Below are 18,178 nucleotides of genomic sequence, written 5' to 3'. Positions count from 1 at the left end.
GCCGCACAGGCCGAAATCCCGGCGTTATTGCGTGTGCAACTCGTCATTGGCGAGCCAGTACTCGTCGAACGTTGCGTCGATCGACCCATCCCAAGCTTTTAATTAGTCGACACCCGCGCGGCACGGATTTACGTCCGATCGTTCGATAATCGCCGCCGGTTCGCTTCTGTTTCACTCCTCGCTTCCTGTGAATCAAGCCAGTGCGCGAGGCAAACTCTGCCCCGGCGCTTTTACGAAAAGCCCGCTCTCGGCGAGTTGACAATGCCTGACGATTAACAGGCCTGAAAATCACTATCAGATGATATCTGGCAGGGTAAAATGCGCGCCAGCAGTTCAAATCGTAGGACGTTTGAAATCCTGCGAGTCCGGAAAATGGGATTCACCGCGTATGTCCGCAGGTTTTATATAGAGACCAGGCGCCAGTCAGATCCACCCGGTTAGCGCTCGCATGAACTCGGGTCCAACACAGCACGCGCTACGGACCAGGATCAAACTTGGAAACGACCGAAAATCATGTCAGCGCGAATTCTTTCTATTTTCGGCACACGCCCGGAAGCCATCAAAATGGCGCCGCTCGTGAAGCAGCTCGAGGCTGACCCTTCTATTGAATCGATTGTCTGCGTAACCGGTCAGCATCGCGAAATGCTCAACCAGGTGCTCGAGCTGTTCGACATAACTCCGCATCATGACCTCGCGCTGATGACAGGTAATCAGACGCTTAATGGCCTCGCGTCGCGTTTGATCGCGTCGCTCGACGACGTGCTTGCCGCAGAAAAACCCGATCGTGTACTGGTTCACGGCGACACGACAACGGCGTCGGCCTCCACGCTCGCCGCGTTCCATCGGCAGATCCCGGTCGGCCACGTCGAAGCGGGCCTGCGCACCGGCAACCTGATGCAGCCGTGGCCGGAAGAGATGAACCGCCGTCTCGTCGATGTCATCAGTGACCTGATGTTCGCGCCCACCGCCGGCTCGAAAGCCAATCTGCATGCCGAGTCGCTGTCGGGGCGGGTCATCGTGACGGGCAACACGGTCATCGATGCGCTGTTCATGACGGTTGCCCGCATCGACGCGGACGCCGCGCTGCGCGCCGAGCTCGACGCGCGGCTGCTCTTTATCGACGACACAAAACCGGTGCTGCTCGTCACCGGCCATCGCCGCGAAAGTTTCGGCACGGGCTTCGAACGCATCTGCTCGGCGCTGGCCGAACTGGCCGGCCGCGACGACGTGCAGATCGTCTATCCGGTGCACCTGAACCCGAACGTGCGCGGCCCGGTCCAGGAGAACCTCGGCAAGCTGCCCAACGTTCACCTGATCGAGCCGCTCGACTATGTGGGCTTTGTCCGGCTGATGCAGCGCGCGTCGATCATCCTGACCGACTCGGGCGGCGTGCAGGAAGAAGCCCCGGCACTCGGCAAGCCGGTGCTGGTGATGCGCGATGTCACCGAACGGCCGGAAGCGGTTGCGGCCGGCACCGTGAAACTGGTCGGTACACGGCGCGCGTCGATTGTCGATGCGGTCAGTGCGCTGCTCGACGATCAGGGCGCACGCGACCAGTTCGCTTGCAGGATCAACCCGTACGGCGACGGTCATGCAGCGGGGCGCATCGTCGCCGCGCTGGCCGGCCGGCCCTTCGAGGAGTTCACGCAGGGAGCGCAGAGCTTGCCGCTCAACGCCGGGAGCAAGACCCGCTCGAAGCAATTCGTGTAATACCCCTGCGCGCCGGCTGTCGCCGTGCCTTGCGCGGAGGTGCGCAACCGGTGCTGTACGCCGTTTTAGCAATAACACCCTCGCAATACCGCATGGAACCAGCGCGCGGCCGCTGCGTCTGCCGGCCGTGCATTGCCGATATTTTGAACGCGCCGCATGCTAATCCTGAGATAACACTCTTGACCATCAAACCGTTTTCTCGCCGTCATGCAGCCCGTCGATTAGCCGCCTTCGCAGCGTGGCCCGTCTTTTGTGCGCTGCACCTGACAGCCTCTGCCGCGCCCGTATCGCCGGGTGCTCCGGCCGTTGCCACCGCCGCCGCGCCCACCGCCGCGCCCGCCGGTGTCGCCGCTGCTTTCGCGCAACTCGGCAACGGCCGCATGGCGACACGCAACGTGTCGCTGGCTGATCTCGGGATGCACGACCCGGTCGTCCTGCACGCGCCGGATGCGCGCCAGGAGCTTTATCTGCCGGTGCCGGTCAATGTGCCGATCTCCAATGCGACCTTTCAATTCGACGGCACGTATCTGCACGCCGACGGCGGCCGCACGACCATGCTGCTGTCGCTGGACGGCGCGCCTGTTCTCGCCCGCGCGCTGACACAGCAGCAAGGCGACGCCGCAGCCACGATCGGCGTTGACGGTGCGGCGCGGCCGAGCGGCTTCGTTCGTGTTGGTCTCGGCTGGTTGTCGGTGATTAACGATAACGTCTGTGCCGACCAGACGGCGATCGGCAATGTGCTGCGGATCGGACCCAATTCCCGCCTGACATACAGCTTCGATCCCGCCGCGATCAACGACTTGCGCACCGCGTGGAGCGCGATGCCGCCGGCGCCCGTGGTGATGACCGGCGCGCGCGGCGTCGCGGCGCCGGCGTTCGATGCAGGCTGGCGCGCCGAAGCGCAGTTGCAGCGCGAAGGCAAGACGCCGGTCACGCGCGCATGGCCAGTCGCAGGTGACACCGTCGACCTGAGCGGCGTCACCGTGCCGGACGCGCTGCGGGCCATTCCCGCATTCGCCGCGCTTGCCGCGGGCGGCGTGCACAAACTGGCGAACCCGGCAGAAGCTGGCGCATTGGTGGCGCTCGCACCTCGCGCCGGCTTCGCGCCCGATGTGATCATCGCCGACGACCGTTTGCGTGGCTCGCTCAAGACCGAACTTGACGCACTGCGCACGCAAGTCGACGCCACCGCACTCACCGAGTTCGACGCATGGCGCACCCGTTCCATTAGCCCGATCGCCGGGCCCCTTGCAGCCGGCGAAGTGCGCATCGCGCATCTGGCCGGTCAGGTCGCCATCGTCGTTGGCGATAACGACGGCGTTGCGGTGCTAGCACGTGCCTGGCGCGCAATCGATGTGTCGGATCGCCTGGTCGTGCATCAGATCGACCGCGCGCAGAATGCGGATGTCGATGCGATCTCGCTGTCGGCGCTCGGCGGCCAGCCGCGCACGCTCAATGTGCTCGGCCGCGCCACGTGGGACGCGAATTTCGACCTCGGCGCGGTGTCGGGCAACGGTAAAGTCCCGTCTGCGGTCGTGCTCGATGTATCGGCGATGCCCACGCTCAACGGCGCTGCGCAAACCGCCGCGATCTATTTCAACGACGTGCTGATCGGCGCGCAGTTACTGAACACCACCGGCAAGCCGCAGCGGATCACGGCGCACGTACCGCACTACGCGCTGGCGCCGGGCAACCTGCTGCACGTGGTGTTTGAACGCCAGCCGGAAGGCGGTTGCCAGGCGCGCTCGGAAGGCCAGCCCATCGCCGTGCTGCCGACGAGCAACCTGCAACTCGACAAGGCCGATCTCGACGACAACTTCGCCGGCATGGCCGCGCGCTTTGCGACCAGCGCCACGCTGATCGTGCCGGCTGCGTATCTCGACGACACCACGCTGTCGCTCGCACGCGTCGCCCGGCTGGCGAATGCAGCCGGCATCGTGCCGGCGCGCACGGCGTTGTCGGTCGCGCCGAACGGCGAAGCTTTTGCGCCGAAGGGGCCGTTCCTTGCCGCCGATATCGCGCTGAAAGGCGAATCCTCACACGCGATGCTGTCGCAAGACCGCCTGACGTTGACGGATGCGTCGGGCAAGATGCTCGCCGATGTCTCGGGCCTGAAGAATCTCGCGTTGATCGGCGCGGTGAGGGCGGATGGCGAGCCCGGCATTGTTTATCGTGCGACCGGCGACACCGCGCCGGTGCTGACGGCCTCGCTGCAACTGACGCCGGGCGACGTGGCGCTCGTCGATGCGGGCGGCGTGGCCAAACGCTTCGACACGCTGCATCCGGGTGAAGTCATTCAACCCGATACCGGGACTTCGTGGTTCACGCAGAACGCGTGGCGCTGGGGCATTCCGGCGGCGCTGATCGCGCTGTTCCTCGTGCTGCTGCTGGTCGCGTCGATCGCTCGCCGCAGGCATCGGGACAAGACGTGACTGTCGCGCCGTTGAATTGGGACGCAGGCTTCGAGGTCGCGCATTACTACCAGGGACTCGAGTACGTGGCCGCGGTGGTCGCGACGATCATCCTGCTGTCCAGTCTCGATGACCTTTTCATCGACGCGTGGTACTGGTGTCGCGAGATCCTGCGGCGCTTCACGGTGCAGCGCGTGCACAAGCCGCTGACCACCGCGCAGTTGTATGCGCACGACCAGCAGCCGATTGCGATCATGGTGCCGGCCTGGCATGAGTACGACGTGATTGCATCGATGATCGAGGACATGGTGCGGGTGCTCGATTACCGCAACTATGTGGTGTTCGTCGGCACCTATCAGAACGATGCGCAGACCATCGCCGAAGTGGAGCGGATGCGTCGCCGCTACAAGCAATTGCGGCGCGTCGAGGTACCGCACGACGGTCCGACGTGCAAGGCGGATTGCCTGAACTGGGTGATCGCCGCCATTTTCCGGTACGAAAAAGAGGCGGACATCGAATTCGCGGGCGTGGTGCTGCACGACAGCGAGGACGTGCTGCATCCGGTTGAGCTGCGCTTTTTCAACTATCTGTTGCCGCGCAAGGACATGATCCAGTTGCCGGTGGCGTCGCTGGAACGCAACTGGTTCGAACTCGTCGCGGGCACGTATATGGACGAGTTCGCCGAATGGCACGCGAAGGACCTTGTGGTGCGGGAAAGCCTGTCCGGCACGGTGCCGTCGGCCGGCGTGGGAACGTGCTTTTCACGCCGCGCATTGCTCGCGTTGCTTGAAGAAACGAACCACCAGCCGTTCAATACCGAAAGCCTGACCGAGGATTACGACGTCGGCGAGCGGCTTGGAAAAATGGGCATGCTTTCGATTTTCGCGCGCTTTCCGGTGCAGTTCGCCACGCGCCGAAAGTCCTGGTTCGGCTTGGGGCCTGAGCGCGAATTCATGCTGACCATGCCGCTGTGCGTGCGCGAATTTTTCCCCGATACGTTCCGTACTGCGTATCGACAGCGGGCGCGCTGGACCCTCGGCATTGGCCTGCAGGGCTGGAAGCAGACCGGCTGGAGCGGCTCGCCTGCGAATCGTTATTTGCTGTTGCGCGATCGCAAGGGCATTGTCACGGCGTTTGTCGGGATACTCGCTTATGGGCTGGTGCTCCAATTCTTGCTGTTCGCCCTCGCCAGTATGTCCGGTGTGTTGCCGCGCTTGTTCGCTTCGCCGTTTTCCGATTCAAAGTGGCTGGATTTCGTATTGTGGGCGAACGCCTGCGCGCTGCTGTTGCGCGTCGCTCAACGGATTTTTTTCGTCACCCGCTTGTATGGATGGGAACACGGCCTGCTGTCGGTGCCGCGGATGGTTGTTGGCAACTTCATCAATTTCATGGCCGTGTCGCGCGCGTGGAAGCTGTTTATCGGGCATCTCATGACCGGCAAGCGGCTCGCGTGGGACAAGACGATGCATGACTTTCCGTCGGAAGACGGACTCGGCAACGCGCGTCAGCGGCTTGGGGAACTGCTGGTTTCGTGGCAGGCAATTGATGCGACCAAGCTCGAACTCGCGTTGAACGAAGGCCATGCGCGCGAAGCGCCGCTCGGCCGCGTGCTGATGGCAAAAGGCTGGCTGGACGAGGAAACGCTCGCCGAAGCGATTGCGTTCCAGTCGGACCTGGAGCGTGGGTCGCTCGATCCTGAACGGCTGCCTCAGGACGCCGAACAATTGCCGCTTGCCGATATCGTCCGGCATCGCGTGATTCCGCAAGGCGAGGATGCTCAAGGCCGCGCGATCCTGCTGACGGCCAACCCGATCAGCGAGGCGCCGCTCGCGTATCTGGTAAGCCAGCTTGGGCGTCCCGTCACACAGCGGATCGTGCGTGAAGGCGATATCGCGTCTGGAATCCGGCTGCTGCGCGGCGTGGACATTACCGGGCCGGCGCCCATTGCAACGGACACCGCGAAGGACCTGCGAGAGCGCAGGTTGCCGGGGGATGCCGAGGCGAACGCTGTGCCGGCGCCTCGGCGCGGCGTGCCGTTGATCGGCGATCTGCTGATCGAACTCGGACACGTGACGCGCGCCAGTTTCGAAGGAGCGCTGCAGAGCTATCGCCCGGATCTGCATGGCCTGATTGGCGACTACATGGTGGCGCGCGAGGTTATCTCGCGCGCCGCACTCGAAAACGTGATTCAGGAACAACATCGTTTGCGCGGCGATGAGGCGAATCGCCAATGAAGCTCGATGTGATACCCCACTGTTGCAGGTCTGCGGCTTTCGCGTCCGGCGCTCATGTGGCCGGAGCGATCGTTGCGGCTGCGCTGTGCTTGGGCACGGCGGCGCAGGCCGCATCTGGCGCATCCGGCGCATCCGGCGCGTTACCGCTGCCGCTCTCCGGCGCCGCGTATCGTGTTGCACAAGAGGGCTACGCTTCGTTCGCGCGTCACGATTACGAAACGAGTGCAGCGCAGGCGCGCGAAGCGATCCGTCAGCGTCCTGATGTAGTGTCGTTGCGCCTGCTCCTCGCCAACTCGCTGGCGGCGGGGCACCACTACGAGGCGGCAGCCGTTTCGCTGAGCCGTGCGATTGTCGAGATCGGCCCGGATCGGGCGCTGGTTGCGCGGCGCACGCAGATCGAAGCGTTGAGCAGATCGGCGAGTGCCGCCGCGCACACCCGAAGCGCGCTCGGAAAACGCAAGGCGGCTGATGCATCTGCGGCATCCGCCGCCGGAGGAGGGGACGAGAAGCCGCTCACGGGCGCCGCCTTCGCTGCCGCGCAACGTGCGTATGCGCTTTACGCCGGCAAGGATTTCACCGGCTCGGCGAAGGCTGCAAGCGAAGCCATCGCGCTGCGTCCGGATCTGCTGCGGTTGCGCCTGCTTCAGATCGATGCAGCGAGCAACGCGGGACAGGACGCCGCCGCGTTTGCTGTCGACGAGGACGCGGTCAAGCGGTTCGGCGATACGGACGCATTGCGTTTGCGTCGTTCTTATATCGGCAATCGGCTCGCGCCAAAATTTTCCAGCGACGCGTTCGCCGCGCGATGTCAGGGAGACGTTCCGCAGGCGATCGAGCTGATACGCCGGGCGATTACCTATGCGCCCGACAGGACAGGCTACCGGATCCAGTTGATCGACGCGCTATTCGCCGCGAACGATCTGCCCGGCGTGGAGGCTGCGGCGTCGGACGGCATTGCTTATGGCATTGCGTACGGCACTGCAGACGCGGGCGACCACATCATGCTGTGGACGCTGCGCGGTTATGCGCTTGCGGCGCAAGGCAAGCTTGAACTGGCCGACGCGGACTTCGCGAAGGCGTTGCAGGAAACAGGCGCGACGCAGCGCGACCAGCGAGTGGCGCATACGATCATCGCCGATGTGTGGAATAAGGAAGGCCAGCCGCAACGCGCGCTCGATCTGCTCGCGCCCCTCAAGTTCGTCAACGACGACACCGATCCACCGCTCGCTGCACGTCGCTACAAAGCGAAGCAGTTGCTCGCGGCGGGCGCGTTGAACGTATCCGCGACGAGCGCGCCCATCGACCCCGCACTGCGTCCGGATATCGCCTGCAATGCCACCGAGTTTGGCGCGTTGTGCTACGTCTATCCCGCCGATCCCGGTTTTGCGGCTGCGCGAAATGCTGTCGCGGCGGCCAAGCGAGGCGACACAAAGGCCGCCGTCGAATTTGCGCGCGAGGCTGTCGCCGCGGCGCCAGATGATCCACAACATCGAATCGAACTGATCAACGCGCTGACGAACGATCGCCAGAGTGCGGCCGCCACGCGTGAAGCCAAGGCGGCCGTGCGCGCCGGCTTGCTGGACGGCATGCCCGGCCTGAGCGCTGCCTACATTGCGCAGCGTGCCGGTGAAAACGGCGACGCGTACCGGCGTTTCGCCCGGGCGGACGCAGCGGGCGAGCTGCCGTCCAGGGCGAATGCCGATGCGGCCTATGCCGCAGCCAAGGCGCACGAGAACAAGGACGCCGCGATGTATTTCGAACGCGCGATCGACGCAGGCATCACGCCCGCCGAGGGCGACACGGCCGCGACGCCGCAGCAACTGCTCGACATGCGTAGCGCGCACGCCAACGTGACGCGCGACTGGGGGTTCAACGTATCCACGAACTATCGCAGCGCGGGCTTGCAGCCCGGCTTCGCGTCTACGCCGTCGCCAGGCATTGCGAACAACTGGCAGGCTGGCGTGGAGGCATACTGGCGGCCGTTCGGCAGCCTCGGGGACCGGATGTTCGAAGTCTATACGCGCGGTTACGAAAACTTTGGCGTTAGGGACGGCGGCCCGAGCGGCGTATCGACGCTGGAAAACGTGGTCGGTGCGCGCGTCAAGCCCTTCACCAGCATCAACACGATCTTTGCGTTCGAGCATATCTTCCCGATCGGCTCGCACGTGAACAACGACTGGCTCGCGCGGCTCGCGTATTCGGGTGGTGTCGGCACCGAGCGCCGCATAGACACGCCGTCGTGGTGGACCGTGCAGATGTACGCGGAAGGCGGCTGCTACCTGAACGCGGCGACGTGTTACGCGACGACCAACATTGAAGGCGGACGGTCTTTCCGTATCGATTCGATCAGCCCGAAGCTGACCGTGTTTCCGTACGCGGTGTTCGGCGCGGACTACGACTCGTCAATCGATCATCGCGTTCCGGCCGGCGCGGGCGTGGGCGTGTCGACGCGCTATTGGATGCGCGACAGCGCCTACGACACGCCGCGTTCGTTCGTTGATCTGTCGGTGCAATATCGCTGGCATATTACCGGCGACGACCGCTCACGCGGCTTGTTCTTCGGCGCCATCTATTCCTACTGATTGACGTTGCCGGTATTCGTACGCGAACGCTCCTGGCGGAGCGCTCGCGTTGTCTATCGTCTTATATGATTCAATCGGAGTCGTTCGGAGGCAGTGTGTTACCGCTCCGATGGACTTCAAGAACGACTGCGTGATACCCAGTTACCCACTTCAGAACCGCACCCTTATGCCTGATGAACGTTACACGGCGCATGGCGTGGCCGGCAAAGAGCCCGATGAACCGGACGGCACGCGGCGGCGCCTGATGGGCGCGACTTTGCTCGCCATGCTCACGTCGCTCACGCCGGGCTGTGCGCTTGAATCGGATGAAGCGGCATCGTTGGCCCAGGGCGTGGTGTGGCAGATCGACGAGGATCATATCGATCCGCATGGCGACTGGGACAAGCTTGGTGTGCGCGATTTGCTCGTGCAGTGGACGGCCGTTGACGGTGTGTCTTTCCTGCCCGGCGCCGGCTTGGCCGTGGCAGGACGGCTCCCCGACTGGACCCGCATCGCCGATGAGCGCTGGGCGCGCAATGTGATCGTTGGGCTGGCGGGCCGTTTCGACGAGACCACCGCGCGGGCGCAGATCGCGGACCTGGTTGCGCAGTCGGTGCGGCTCGCTGCAGTGCGGCCGCCGGTGCATGTGGCCGGCTGGTACTTTCCGGTTGAAATCGATCCCACGTGGGTCGATGCCGCCCAACTCGGGCCATTGCTCGCTGCGTTGCCACGGCCGCTGTGGGTCAGTGTTTATGACCGCGCCAATGTCGGTGGCAGGACCCTTGCGAAGTGGCTCGATACCTGGCTGCCGAAGGATATCGGCGTATTCTTGCAGGACGGCTGCGGCGTTTATGCACGAGGGCCGACGGTGGCACGGGAATACGCGAACGCCCTCTCGGAGACACTGGGCAAGAGCCGCGTGCGGATCATCGCCGAAGCGTTTCGCCCGCAGGCCGGCGGCGGTTTTCGAGCCGCTACGTCGGCGGAGCTGTTGCCGCAGCTCATGGCTTACAAGGGATATCGCGTGTATTTATTCGACGGCCCGCATTATGTTTCCGCCGAGCTCGTCGATGCGCTTCTGAAGGATCTGGCGCGGTAAGCAGTCACGGAGAACATGTTGCCCGCCATCTGTCTCGTTTGGGTGGATTTGCCGCGCTGCCGATGCAGGACCCCGAAGCTAGGCACGTGAAGTCGAGCGGAGCGTAAAGGAACTCGGATTCCATGGCTTCATGGTGAATGGCTTTTCCCAGGTGGGCGATGCGGAGAGTGTCGTGTACTTCGACGCCCCGCAGTACACCGATTTCCGGGTGAGCGCGGCGGCGCTCGGGATCGATCAAAAAAGGTCGTCAAGCGCACCGGCGTTCTCGTACAACTTGAGCAGCATGGCGCGAAGCACCTGAACCTCGCTTGTCGTGAAAGCGGTAAGGATCACCGACTCATGTTGCTTCGCGACCGGGAGTATGCTCCGCGCCAGTTCGTCTCCCTTGCCTGTCAGGGCAATCCTGATTGACCGTCCATCCGTTGTGCTCTTCTCGCGCTTGACCAGTTCCTGACTCTCAAGACGGTCAATGATCCTGGACAGCGCGGAAATATCCGACGTCGCGTGCACCGACAATTCAGACAAGGTCTGGTGCGGAACATACAGCAGCGAGGCACAGACTCGCCACTCACTGAGGTTCAGGCCAAACGGTTTCAGTGCCTTAGCGAACGCGTTTCCCATTCGGCCTCCGGCTCGTGTCAACAGGAAGGGAATCGCCTGTTCGAGTTCTTCCGGTCGCTTGCGTGTCTTCATGGTGATTGGTGCGTTGAGGGTTTACATGGGCAGGTATGATTGAAAAATCAATTATACTCCGTCGAAATAATAATTGAAAAATCAAACAAATTCTATCCAAACGACTTCGGACAGCTTGCCACTTTTTGAGCGAAGCAAAGCCTCATACGCTGTTGCGGAGCAAATTGATGGTAAACAAAATCGCACCTGAAGAGTACTTCGCAAACTTGGGGCTGGCTGGATAGGAAAGACCTATAGCTACCGATTTTGATTTTATTCATTAGCATTGCTAAAAAGTAGAGGCAGTAGTGATTGCGTCGACGCTTGGTTCATCCGAAAACAAATGGCGCCAAGAACAGAAGGTTTCGGTTCAGATTAGATGGCCATGCCGGGCGATTTTTCAGGCGTAGGGCGACCGGCGTAGCGAAGACATGAGTGACGGCGAAATGAAGTTGTGAAACAGCCCCAAACTAAATGGCCCGCGGCCGCTCGATGTGGCTGCACAGTAGACTGGGGTCGGCGGATGAGGCAGGTCGGTTCCTGCGGGTGATCGCACCCGAGGCGCAGCCCGCAAACACCTCGTGCGCGAAGAAACTGCTGTCCGGTAGGAGGTAGAGCTTCCTTCGGCCTCGTTTCGGCGTTGAGAAACGCCAATTCCATTTCCGAGTTCGGTTCGACGACTCTGCGCAGGGCATTGCCGCCGAAACCGGTATTCATGAAAACGCCGGATGTGACCGGACCATATCGGACCGCCCAAAAATCAAAAAACCCCGCAATCACAAGGATTTACGGGGTTTCCGGACTTCATCGGATTGCTCCGAACCTGAATCTTGGTGCCCAAGAGAGGACTCGAACCTCCACGCCTTGCGGCGCATGGACCTGAACCATGTGCGTCTACCAATTCCGCCACCTGGGCAGGTGCGTTTGCAGCAAAGAACGCAATTATAGCCGGGCGTATCGCGCTGTCAAGCATTTTGAGACCGAAACTGAAACGCGGCTCCGAGCCATTGCCCATATGGCTTTTGAGCCGATGTGGCCCGGTTGGCGGGTGTTAGAATGGTTCGCAAACTATTCGTGAACGAACCGGAACAACGTTAAGTGCAACGTCCCGGCAACGCGCCGATCCGGCCCTTCGCGGGCCGGAAAGTAAAGCCGGGATGGGACTGCCGACAGGTGATCCCCCGTTAATCGATTAACCGCCGCATTCAGTTAGACGAGAAGAGATCATCGATAAGCCCTTGAACAAATATCCGTATCCGATTCCGAGCCGCGAAGAAATTCTCGGCGTGTTGCGCACGAGCGAGGCACCGCTCGCCGCGAACGACATCGCCGAAGCTCTGTCGATCAAGCGCCAGGAGCGCGAAGGATTTTTCAAGCGATTGGGAGCCATGGAGCGCGACGGCCAGGTCCGTCTCGACAAACGCGGCTATTACCAACTCACGCATCCCTCGAACTTCGTTGCCGGCCGCGTTCAAGGCCATCGCGACGGCTTCGGCTTCCTGATCCGCGACGACGGCCAGGACGACCTGTTCCTGCCCAACGGCGAAATGCAGAAGGTCATGCATAACGACCGCGTGCTTGCGCGCATTGTCGGGTATGACCGGCGCGGGCGGCCTGAAGGCCATATCGTGGAAGTCACGGACCGGGCGAACAAACGCATCATCGGCCGGCTGATCAGCGAGAACGGCGCGCTGATCCTCGTGCCCGAAGACAAGCGCATCGGCCACGACATCCTGATCACGCAAAATCCGAAGAAGGCGAAAGTGGGGCAGGTGGTCTCGGTGGATCTCACCGACTTCCCGAGCCGCCATTCGCAGCCGCTCGGACGCGTGGCGGAAGTGATCGGCGACATTGACGATCCGGGCATGGAGATCGAGATCGCGGTGCGCAAATACGGCGTGCCGCACGAGTTCAGCGACCGCGCGCTCGAGCAGGCCTCGAAGCTGCCGGACGAAGTGCGCCCCATCGATATCCGGCACCGCGTGGATTTGCGCGATGTGCCGCTGGTCACCATCGACGGCGAAGATGCCCGCGACTTCGACGACGCCGTGTTTTGCGAGCCCATGACGGTCGGCCGTGGCACGGGCTTCCGTTTGCTGGTCGCGATTGCCGACGTCTCGCATTACGTACGGCCGAACGAGGCGCTGGATGTCGATGCGCTCGATCGCAGCACGTCGGTGTATTTTCCGCGCCGTGTGATCCCCATGTTGCCCGAGAAGTTGTCGAACGGGCTGTGTTCGCTGAATCCGCAAGTGGACCGTTGTGTGCTCGTCTGCGACATGGTGATTACCGCGCGTGGCGAGATCAAGGCGTACCAGTTCTATCCGGCGGTCATGCATTCGGCGGCGCGGCTGACTTATACGGAAGTCGCGTCGGTCCTGACCAACACGAAGGGACCGGAAGCCGCGAAGCGCGCCGACCTGTTGCCGCAATTGCAGAACCTGTACGGTGTTTACAAGTCGCTTCATGCAGCGCGCCAGAAGCGCGGCGCGATCGATTTCGATACGACCGAGACGTACATCGTCTGCAATGCGCAGGGCAAGATCGAGCAGATCGTGCCGCGGCATCGCAACGACGCGCATCGTTTGATCGAGGAATGCATGCTGGCGGCGAACGTGTGCGCCGCTGACTTCCTGAAGCGCCACAAACATCCGGGGCTGTATCGCGTGCACGCCGGGCCGACGCCCGAAAAGCTCGAAAACCTGCGGGCGTTCCTGCGTGGCGTGGGCTTGTCGTTGGGCGGCGGCGAGAAGCCGCATGCAAGCGATTACGCCGCGCTCATGGCCATGGTCCGCGACCGGCCGGATGCGCAGATGCTGCAGAGCATGGTGCTGCGCTCCATGCAGCAAGCTGTCTACAGTCCGGACAACATCGGTCACTTCGGGCTCGCGTATGAAGCGTATGCGCACTTCACCAGCCCGATTCGCCGATACCCCGACTTGCTCACGCATCGCGCGATCTACGCAATCTTGCAGGGCAAGAAGTATCAGCCCGAAGTAGGCCACGACATCACGCTCAGCACGGGCCTGACGAAGGCAGCGCGGGCCATGCAGAAATCGGACGACGAATCGCGCAGCCGGCAGCGCAACAATGTCGCGATCTGGGAAGAGCTTGGACTGCATTGTTCGTCGAATGAACGCCGTGCAGACGAAGCGTCACGCGATGTTGAAGCCTGGCTCAAGTGCTATTTCATGCGCGACAAGCTCGGCGAGGAATACGGCGGCATGGTGAACGGCGTGACAACGTTCGGCATCTTCGTGCAACTGGATTCGCTGTTTATCGAAGGGCTGGTGCATATCACTGAGCTCGGCGCCGACTACTTCCAGTACGACGAGATCAAGAACGAATTGCGCGGCGAACGCACGGGTATTCGGTACCGGATGTCGGACCGGGTGCGCGTGCAGGTCAGCCGTGTCGATCTGGATTCACGCAAGATCGACTTCCGGCTGGTCCGCGATACGCCCATCAAGCCGCCAGGACGGACCTCGGCGCCTGCCGTCGAGCACTCCGCCATGAATGGCGTTGGTGCGGGCGCCGGACCGCGTGTGCGGCCGTTCCCGTCGGACGAAGGCAGTAGCGTGAACAGCCGGCGGCGCGATCGCGGCGGCAAGAAGGCGGCAGCCCAGGCTGCGGGCAAGGCGGCCGCGGCAGCACTGCCGCCCACTATTGCCAAGGACGTAGCGGTGGCGAAGAAGCGCGGCGCGGCCCCGAAGGCGGCGGCCAAGAGTCACCCGCCACGCAAGAAGCGCTGAGGCGCGCGGTCGCGATACAAAGGCGACGAAGGCGACGCGCCTCGGTTTGAAATGCGCGGCCCGATGCATCACGCACCGGGCCGCGTTTCCATTTTGTTTTGTTTGAATACGGTCTGGACCAGTCATGTCACGTCTCAAAGTTTTGTATGGTTTTCACGCGGTGACCGCACGGGTTCGCGCCGACGCATCGACGATCGAAGAAATTCTCTACGATCCGACCCGCAAGGACCGGCGCATGACCGATTTCCTGCGCACGGCGAAGGAAGCAGGCATTCGCCTGATCGCAGCCGACGAAGCGCGCTTGTGGGGCCTGTCGGGCAACGTCGGCCATCAAGGCGTGGTCGCGCGCGCGACCGACATGCCGCTCGCGCAGAATCTCGCGGAACTGCTCGATGGCGTCAGCGGTACGCCCTTGCTGTTGGTGCTGGACGGCGTGACCGACCCGCATAACCTTGGCGCGTGTTTGCGTGTAGCCGATGCCGCCGGCGCGCATGCGGTGATCGCCCCGCGCGATCGCTCGGCGGGACTAAACGCAACCGCGGCGAAGGTCGCGAGCGGCGCCGCCGAAACCGTGCCGTACATCACGGTGACGAATCTGGCGCGTGCGTTGCGCGAGTTGAAGGACGCGGGCGTGTGGGTGATCGGTACATCGGGCGATGCCACGGCGAGCGTCTATGAGACGAAGCTTGATGGTCCGGTGGCGATTGTTGTCGGCGCGGAAGGCGAGGGCATGCGGCGCCTCACCGGCGAGACCTGCGACGAGATCATGAAGATCCCGATGGCGGGCAGCGTCGAGAGTCTGAATGTGTCGGTGGCAAGCGGGATCTGTTTGTTCGAAGCGGTGCGGCAACGGTCGGTGAAGAAGTAAGCGCACGCCATGCGATTCGCCTCCGCTGTCCTTTGCGGTGTCTTCTGCGCGCTGCTCGCAGCGTGCTCCAGCACCGAGATCAATCGCGGCGCCTATATTGCCGACACGCGGTATCACTCACCCGGTGTTGACTCTCGCGTGCGCTTTCTCGTCATGCATTACACGCAAGGCGACGAAGCGCGATCACTCGCAGTCCTGACGGGTGATGACGTCAGCGTGCATTACGTCGTGCCCGATAAGCCGCCCATCGAGAACGGCGAGCCGGTGGTCTATCAACTCGTGCCGGAATCAGAGCGCGCGTGGCATGCGGGCCAAAGCGAGTGGCAGGGAACGACGGAGCTGAACGCCGCGTCCATCGGCATTGAAAACGTCAACGTGGGTCCTGTCGACACTCCGCAGGGACGCACCTGGCAACCGTATCCGCCGGCGCAGGTCGATGCGCTCGTGAAGCTCGCAAAGGACATAGTCACGCGCTACAAGATTCCACCCACGCGCGTGGTGGGTCACAGCGATATCGCGCCGCAACGCAAGACCGATCCGGGGCCCGCATTCCCCTGGCGTACGCTCTACGACAACGGTATTGGCGCGTGGCCGGATGACGCCACGGTGGCGCAACATCTCGGTGGACGTGACCCCAAGTCGCTCGTCGACGTGGCCGCCTTGCAGCAAAAACTCCAGCGATACGGCTATGACGTCGCGACCGGCGGCGTGCTCGACGACAAGACGCGCCGCGTGATCGCCGCATTCCAGATGCACTTTCGAGCCGCCGATTACGCCGGGAATCCCGACGCAGAAACAGATGCAATCGCGGCTGCGCTGCTCGATAAATACTTCCCTTGAAGGCTTTCCAGGATTTCAGCGCCCATGTCCGATCTTTACCTGCCGCTGCGCTTCGCGCATATGACCTGCGCGGCGCTCAGCATCCTTTGCTTTGTCATTCGCTATATCTGGATGTTGCGTGAATCAGCGCTGCTGCAAAACCGGGTGGTGAAGATCGTGCCGCATATCGTGGATACGTTGCTGCTGTTGAGCGCGATCGGGTTGGTGGCAATTGTTGGCTTTGGACCGAACGCGGCTTGGCTGTCGGCGAAAGTTGCCGGGCTGATCGTGTATATCGTGCTGGGTACGCTTGCTCTCAAACGCGGTCGCACGAAGGGCACGCGAGCCGTGTTCGGTCTGCTCGCAATCTTCGTGTTCGCGTTTATTGCGTCGGTGGCGCGCACGCACAATCCGCTCGGGTTTTTCATGCACGTCTAAGCGGATCACGCGGCCTCCGCCTTGAAAACGCTTGCCTGCCGCGCTCAGCTAGAATTGAGGTTTCCCCTCTACGCTGCCACCCTCGCCATGACCCAAGACGAACTGAAGCAACTGGTCGCCGCCGAAGCGGCCGCCTATGTCCACGCCAACGTACCCGAGGGCGCGGTGATCGGCGTCGGCACGGGCTCGACGGCGAATTTTTTTATCGATGCCATCGCCAGCACGAAATCGCGGTACCGCGGGGCGGTATCGAGTTCGCTGGCTAGTACCGCGCGGCTCGAAGCGCATGGTTTCAAGGTGCTGGAGTTGAACGAGATCGAATCCTTGCCTGTGTACGTGGACGGCGCCGACGAAATCGATCCGCGCGGCGCGATGATCAAGGGCGGCGGCGGCGCGCTTACGCGCGAGAAGATCGTGGCGTCGGTGGCGGATGTGTTTGTCTGTATCGTGGACGCAAGCAAGCGCGTCGAAGTGCTTGGGACGTTCCCCTTACCCATTGAAGTGGTGCCGATGGCGCGCACGGCGATCGGGCGGCGCATCACGGCATTGGGCGGTGTCCCGGTGCTGCGCGTGAAGCAGGACGGCTCGCCGTTTATCACCGACAACGGCAACGAGATCATCGACGTGAAGACGCTGAAGATCTCCGATCCGCTCGCGCTTGAAGCACAACTCAACGCATGGCCGGGCGTAGTGACGGTGGGCTTGTTCGCGGCACGCGGGGCGAATGTATGTTTGCTTGGAACGCCGGGTGGTGTGGAGCGGATCGATTACGTGCAGCGCTAAAGGCTTGCAGTGAGTTTGGAAAAGCGCGGAGGCTTTCAAGCCGGCCGCGCTTTTTTATTGTGCGCAATTTGCTGTGCCCAACAAGTCTGTTTCGATCGTGGCTCCACGCGCAGATTCCATGAACAGAGCGTTCCTATTTAGTACGTGATTAGTAAGATATCTCCGATCGAGAAGAACGGGCGCTCGGTCAAAATAAGCCAGTCCCAAGAGCAACGCGCTCTAAACCCATCTCATTGCGCGAGCGCGAACATTTTGTCCGCGTTAGAAAGCGTATTAGTTCGTATAGCCGCTGATGCGTGGGTGTGACGTCAAAGGTCTTAACAATAAGGGAGTTCGGCGATGCAAACCAATCTTCGCAAGACGCTCGACGCGTCTTACACACGGCTCAAGCACGTAGAGCCATCACCCACGGCGTTCGCCGGCAACTACGCGTTGTGCCTCGGCATGATCATGGGCGGCCAGACCTGCAAGGGGATGTCGGCGCAGGAAGCAGAAAGTGAACGCGCTTACCTGGCTATGCTTGCCGCCCTGTACGAGATCCAGCTTGCCATGCCGCGCAATTTAAGCAAGCGTTGAAGCAGTCAGGCAAGCAGGTTATCGAAAAGCCCGGCATTGCATGTATCCGGACTTTTCAATCCTTAATCGATTCATTCAATTTTTCATTGCGCCAGGGTTACATCGACATCGACATCGGTATCCGCGCACGTTGCGGCACAGATTCGCGGCCGTTGCCGCACCATAATCGCGCACAGCGTGGTCGACGGAATTGATAAGCCGGCTGCGGATTTCGTGGGCATCGATGACAGGGCGGTACGAATAGTCGAATGCCGG

General features: G+C 62.2%; 12 protein-coding genes and 1 tRNA gene. 11 read left to right on the top strand and 2 right to left on the bottom strand.

The window, feature by feature from the left end; genetic code table 11:
* Window positions 1-513: 513 nt before the first annotated feature.
* The 5 genes from wecB to ACSOSP_RS05570 all read left to right on the top strand — a co-directional run bounded on the left by wecB (window position 514) and on the right by ACSOSP_RS05570 (window position 10,015).
* Entirely contained in the window at window positions 514-1,710 is a 1,197-nt protein-coding gene (wecB, locus tag ACSOSP_RS05590; protein WP_455309996.1) for a non-hydrolyzing UDP-N-acetylglucosamine 2-epimerase, read from the top strand.
* Between the two features lie 179 nt (window positions 1,711-1,889).
* The gene (locus tag ACSOSP_RS05585; RefSeq protein WP_455309995.1) at window positions 1,890-4,142 is read left to right on the top strand and encodes a cellulose synthase; all 2,253 of its coding nucleotides are present in this window, start codon (window positions 1,890-1,892) and stop codon (window positions 4,140-4,142) included.
* Complete coding sequence (locus tag ACSOSP_RS05580) at window positions 4,139-6,355, top strand: glycosyl transferase family protein (protein WP_455309993.1); 2,217 nt, start codon at window positions 4,139-4,141, stop codon at window positions 6,353-6,355. The genes ACSOSP_RS05585 and ACSOSP_RS05580 overlap by 4 nt, the downstream gene beginning before the upstream one ends.
* A complete protein-coding gene (locus ACSOSP_RS05575; RefSeq protein ID WP_455309992.1) occupies window positions 6,352-8,937 on the top strand; it encodes an NfrA family protein in 2,586 nt (861 codons plus the stop codon). The genes ACSOSP_RS05580 and ACSOSP_RS05575 overlap by 4 nt, the downstream gene beginning before the upstream one ends.
* A gap of 265 nt (window positions 8,938-9,202) precedes the next feature.
* A complete protein-coding gene (locus ACSOSP_RS05570; RefSeq protein WP_455310863.1) occupies window positions 9,203-10,015 on the top strand; it encodes a hypothetical protein in 813 nt (270 codons plus the stop codon).
* A 234-nt stretch (window positions 10,016-10,249) separates the two neighbouring features.
* Here ACSOSP_RS05570 and ACSOSP_RS05565 read toward each other — a convergent pair whose 3' ends face one another.
* Window positions 10,250-10,636, bottom strand: a complete 387-nt coding sequence (locus ACSOSP_RS05565; RefSeq protein ID WP_455309990.1) for a MarR family winged helix-turn-helix transcriptional regulator — start codon at window positions 10,634-10,636, stop codon at window positions 10,250-10,252.
* Between the two features lie 882 nt (window positions 10,637-11,518).
* A tRNA-Leu gene (locus ACSOSP_RS05560) sits at window positions 11,519-11,603 on the bottom strand.
* A 322-nt stretch (window positions 11,604-11,925) separates the two neighbouring features.
* Here ACSOSP_RS05560 and rnr point away from each other — a divergent pair.
* The 6 genes from rnr (at window position 11,926) to ACSOSP_RS05530 (ending at window position 17,923) form a co-directional block, all read left to right on the top strand.
* A complete protein-coding gene (gene rnr, locus ACSOSP_RS05555; RefSeq protein WP_455309988.1) occupies window positions 11,926-14,439 on the top strand; it encodes a ribonuclease R in 2,514 nt (837 codons plus the stop codon).
* 124 nt (window positions 14,440-14,563) lie between these two features.
* A complete protein-coding gene (gene rlmB, locus ACSOSP_RS05550) occupies window positions 14,564-15,307 on the top strand; it encodes a 23S rRNA (guanosine(2251)-2'-O)-methyltransferase RlmB (RefSeq protein WP_089159656.1) in 744 nt (247 codons plus the stop codon).
* Window positions 15,308-15,316: 9 nt separating this feature from the next.
* Window positions 15,317-16,147: an N-acetylmuramoyl-L-alanine amidase gene (locus ACSOSP_RS05545; protein WP_455309987.1), complete on the top strand. Its 831-nt coding sequence runs from the start codon at window positions 15,317-15,319 to the stop codon at window positions 16,145-16,147.
* Window positions 16,148-16,171: 24 nt separating this feature from the next.
* Window positions 16,172-16,564, top strand: coding sequence for a SirB2 family protein (locus ACSOSP_RS05540; RefSeq protein WP_455309985.1), 393 nt, complete (start codon window positions 16,172-16,174; stop codon window positions 16,562-16,564).
* Window positions 16,565-16,651: 87 nt separating this feature from the next.
* Window positions 16,652-17,347 (top strand): ribose-5-phosphate isomerase RpiA, encoded by a 696-nt coding sequence (gene rpiA, locus ACSOSP_RS05535; protein WP_455309983.1) that lies wholly within the window; start codon window positions 16,652-16,654, stop codon window positions 17,345-17,347.
* Between the two features lie 339 nt (window positions 17,348-17,686).
* Window positions 17,687-17,923: a hypothetical protein gene (locus tag ACSOSP_RS05530; RefSeq protein ID WP_455309982.1), complete on the top strand. Its 237-nt coding sequence runs from the start codon at window positions 17,687-17,689 to the stop codon at window positions 17,921-17,923.
* The last annotated feature ends 255 nt before the right edge of the window (window positions 17,924-18,178 follow it).

Source organism: Caballeronia sp. KNU42 (assembly GCF_053760385.1).
Note: the sequence above shows the minus strand (reverse complement) of the source record. Positions and strands in the feature narration are given on the sequence as shown.